This is a genomic window from Terriglobus sp. YAF25 (genome assembly GCF_052113305.1).
Lineage (GTDB): Bacteria > Acidobacteriota > Terriglobia > Terriglobales > Acidobacteriaceae > Terriglobus.
In genome coordinates, this window is record NZ_JBFRCY010000510.1 from 1 (window position 1) to 3,464 (window position 3,464).

The 3,464-nt window shown below is 59.9% G+C and carries 4 protein-coding genes and 1 pseudogene; 1 reads left to right on the forward strand and 4 read right to left on the reverse strand.

Annotation, left to right across the window (positions count from 1 at the left end):
• Positions 1–1,063: UDP-N-acetylglucosamine 1-carboxyvinyltransferase (gene murA / locus AB4043_RS19020; protein ID WP_442307783.1), on the forward strand; the 1,063-nt coding region annotated here is incomplete at its 5' end.
• 88 nt (positions 1,064–1,151) lie between these two features.
• On the opposite strand, the gene AB4043_RS19025 is transcribed toward murA, so the two are convergent.
• The 4 genes and pseudogenes from AB4043_RS19025 to AB4043_RS19040 form a co-directional block, all read right to left on the reverse strand.
• Positions 1,152–1,451, reverse strand: a complete 300-nt coding sequence (locus tag AB4043_RS19025; RefSeq protein WP_442299855.1) for a MoaD/ThiS family protein — start codon at positions 1,449–1,451, stop codon at positions 1,152–1,154.
• A 5-nt stretch (positions 1,452–1,456) separates the two neighbouring features.
• The gene (locus tag AB4043_RS19030; protein ID WP_442307784.1) at positions 1,457–2,572 is read right to left on the reverse strand and encodes a WD40/YVTN/BNR-like repeat-containing protein; all 1,116 of its coding nucleotides are present in this window, start codon (positions 2,570–2,572) and stop codon (positions 1,457–1,459) included.
• 164 nt (positions 2,573–2,736) lie between these two features.
• Positions 2,737–3,210, reverse strand: coding sequence for a 50S ribosomal protein L17 (rplQ, locus tag AB4043_RS19035; protein ID WP_442299360.1), 474 nt, complete (start codon positions 3,208–3,210; stop codon positions 2,737–2,739).
• A gap of 127 nt (positions 3,211–3,337) precedes the next feature.
• Positions 3,338–3,464 (reverse strand): annotated as a pseudogene (locus AB4043_RS19040) (DNA-directed RNA polymerase subunit alpha); the annotation flags it as partial.

Consider the following 3,464-nt stretch of genomic DNA (forward strand, 5'->3'; position numbering starts at 1 on the left):
CCGTACCAGCATCCAGTGCGCAAATCTCTCTGACCCGGTCGCCAAATACGAGATCGTAAAGACCATGCGCGCCAGCTCGCTGGTGCTTGGTCCACTGATTGCCCGGACCGGTATGGCGCGCGTCGCCATGCCCGGAGGATGCGCCATCGGCGGCCGCCCTATCGACCTGCATCTGGCGGCACTGGAAAAGATGGGCGCCACCATCACTTACGATCACGGCTACATTGAGGCCCGCACGCAACGCCTGAAGGGCGCACATATCGTCTTCGACAAGATCACGGTTACGGGTACCGAGGACATCCTGATGGCCGCTGTTATGGCCGAAGGTGAGACCTTGCTCGAGAACTGTGCCCGCGAGCCGGAAGTTACTGACCTGGCAGCACTGCTCACAGCGATGGGAGCCCAGATCGAAGGCGCGGGGTCATCGACCATTAAGGTAAAGGGAGTCGACAAGCTCCACGGCGCACGCCACCGCATCAATCCTGACCGCATCGAAGCCGGCACCTTCCTGATTGCCGGCGCCATCACCGGTGGTGACCTGAACGTCGACTCCTGCAACCCAGAGCATCTGGGCGCCGTCATCGGCAAACTGGAGTCCGCCGGAGCACGCATTGATGTCGGTCGCGAGAGCGTTCGAGTCCGCAGCGAAGGTCACTTGAAGCCGGTGGACATCTCCACCGAAGAGTACCCGGGATTCCCTACCGATATGCAGGCCCAATACATGGCGCTTGCGACGCAGTGCGATGGCACCAGCATCGTTACCGAGAACATCTTCGAGAACCGCTTCATGCACGTTCAGGAACTGAATCGCATGGGCGCCAATATCCGCACCGAGGGACGTGTAGCCACCATCGTCGGCAAGACTCCGCTGCAGGCAGCAGCCGTCATGTGCTCTGACCTGCGTGCTTCGGCCTCTCTGGTGCTTGCCGCCCTGGTTGCCGACGGTGAAACCATCCTGGACCGCGTTTATCACATGGATCGCGGCTACGAACGCATCGAAGAGAAGCTTCGCGGCGTCGGCGCCCAGATTCGCCGCATGGGCGACGTCTTCGGCAAGCGCTAGAGCACCTGTGTGTACCTGCTGAATTAACCACAGAACTGGATGCCCTACCCGTTGCATCGCAATGGGTGGGGCATTCGATACAAACTGATTACCCGCCGGCGATTGCTCCTATCACCAGCAGCGGCTCTTTGCCGTTCACGATCACTCCCGGCAACACGGCATCCATGCCGACATGCGACCAGTCCTCCTCGCAGACAAAGAAGCGGAGCCACGCTCTCCTCTGCTTCGTCTCGTGCTCACGGATGGTGCCTTCCAATGCGGGGTAATCGCGTTCCAGTACCTCCAGAACGGCAGCAATCGTCACCGGAGCGGCATCCACCGCTACCGTCACTTCATGGCCGACACCTGCGAGCCTACAGAGATGGGCCGGCAATTCCACCCGCACCATCGCACTCACGGCAGCGTCTGAGCCTCCACGGAAAGCACCGCAGGCAGATCCCGCACAATTGCCTGCCAGTTCTCGCCACCATCGGGCGATGCATATACCTGTCCTCCGGTTGTGCCGAAGTAAATGCCGCACTCATCCATGCGGTCGACAGACAYGGCGTCGCGCAGAACGTTCACGTAGCAGTCCTTCTGCGGAAGCCCCCGGCTCAACGGCTCCCACTCATTCCCTCCTGTTTTGCTACGGAAGACTCTCAACTGTCCCTCCATGGGAAAATGCTCGGAGTCGCTCTTGATGGGCACTACAAAGATGGTCTCAGGCTCGTGCGCATGTACATCGATGACGAATCCAAAGTCCGTTGGCAGGTTGCCGCTTACCTTTGACCAGTTCTCGCCGGCATCATCGGTCCGCATCACATCCCAATGCTTCTGCATAAACAGGGTCTTTGGTTTGGATGGATGCATGGCGATATGGTGCACGCAGTGCCCGACCTCAGCCGTCGGATTAGGGATGTACTTCGAGTGGAGTCCCTTGTTGATCGGCTTCCAACTGCCGCCGCCATCATCGGTACGAAACGCGCCCGCCGCCGAGATCGCAATGAACATCCTCTGTTCGTCGGTGGGGTCGATCACAATCGAATGCAGGCACATGCCGCCGGCGCCCGGCTGCCAGTCTTTACCTGTGCCATGCTTCCGGAGCTCCGGTAATTCACTCCAGGTTGTGCCGCCATCTGTGGTCTTGAACATGGCGGCATCTTCTACACCCGCGAAGACCGTATCCGCGCAGCTCAGAGAAGGCTCCAGGTGCCAGACGCGCTTGAACTCCCATGGGTGCGGTGTGCCGTCGTACCACTGGTGCGTTCCGGCTTCTCCTTCATAGAGAAACTTGTTGCCGGCGACTGTCCAGGTCTTCCCGCCGTCGTCGGAACGTTGCAGCACCTGACCAGACCAACCTGAGCTCTGCGACGCCCAGATACGGTTAGGATCTACCGGCGAGCCCTTCATGTGATAGATCTCCCAGCCGGCGAAGAACGGGCCTTCCACCGTCCAGTCCTGACGCTTCCCGTCTGAAGTCAGCACAAAACCGCCTTTTCGCGTTCCGACCAGTAGACGTACTGTGCTCATGCGCTAAATCCTCCGGCAGGAGGTTATCAGGCCGGGGGCGCCCGCGGAAATAGTGCTCGCTGTCTATGTTGAAAACCTCATGCGTCAAAGCAAAAAAAAGAGATTGGCAGAAAACGAAAAAGCGCGCCCGAAGGCGCGCTTTTGTTGCTGTAAATTCCTGTTGCTTAGGCCGCGTTCTCGCCGCCGTCAGCCTGCTGCTGTTCCTCAAGCTGCTTCTGCAGCTCTTCGCGCTTCTTGGCCTTGGCAGCTTCGCGCTTTTCGCGCTTCTCGCCGAGCTCAGCCTCAGCACCCAACAGCTCGATGAACGCCTTCTCACCGCCGTCTCCCTTGCGGAAGCCGGTCTTGGTGATGCGGAGATAGCCGCCGTTGCGATCGCCGTAGCGCGGAGCCACGGTGGCGAACAGGCGGTCCACAGCCTGCGGCGTCTGCAGGAAGGCAGCAGCCTGGCGGCGGGCGTGCACGTCACCGCGCTTGCCCAGCGTGATCATCTTCTCAACGAGGGGGCGGACAGCCTTGGCCTTGATGGCCGTGGTCTCTACGCGATCCTCAAGAATCACGGACGTCGTCAGGTTCCGCAGCAGAGCGCGGCGGTGGCTGGTGTTGCGTCCGAGTTTGAATCCTCCATTACGGTGGCGCATATCAATTCTCTCTCTTCGAAGTTGTCAGTTCTCAGTTGCCGATGCTCTGACAACCTCGGAAATCTGGGTGTTACCTGACACTTTCCGCCAGTTGCCCACGCTAGAGAGCAACTGGCGGGTAAGCGTCTTAGAAGTTCTCAGTCTCGCTGCCCGGCAACGAGAAGTCGTCGTCGTCCTCATCGTCAAACGAGCCATAGCTCGCAGCCAGAGTGGCAGCCGGAAGCACGGAGGTCGGTCCGGGAACGGGGTTGCCG

Coding starts and splice junctions, on each gene's coding strand:
- AB4043_RS19025 (WP_442299855.1), bottom strand. CDS start 1,451: ATGGTGCGGGTGGAATTGCCGGCCCATCTCTGTAGGCTCGCAGGTGTC.
- rplQ (WP_442299360.1), bottom strand. CDS start 3,210: ATGCGCCACCGTAATGGAGGATTCAAACTCGGACGCAACACCAGCCAC.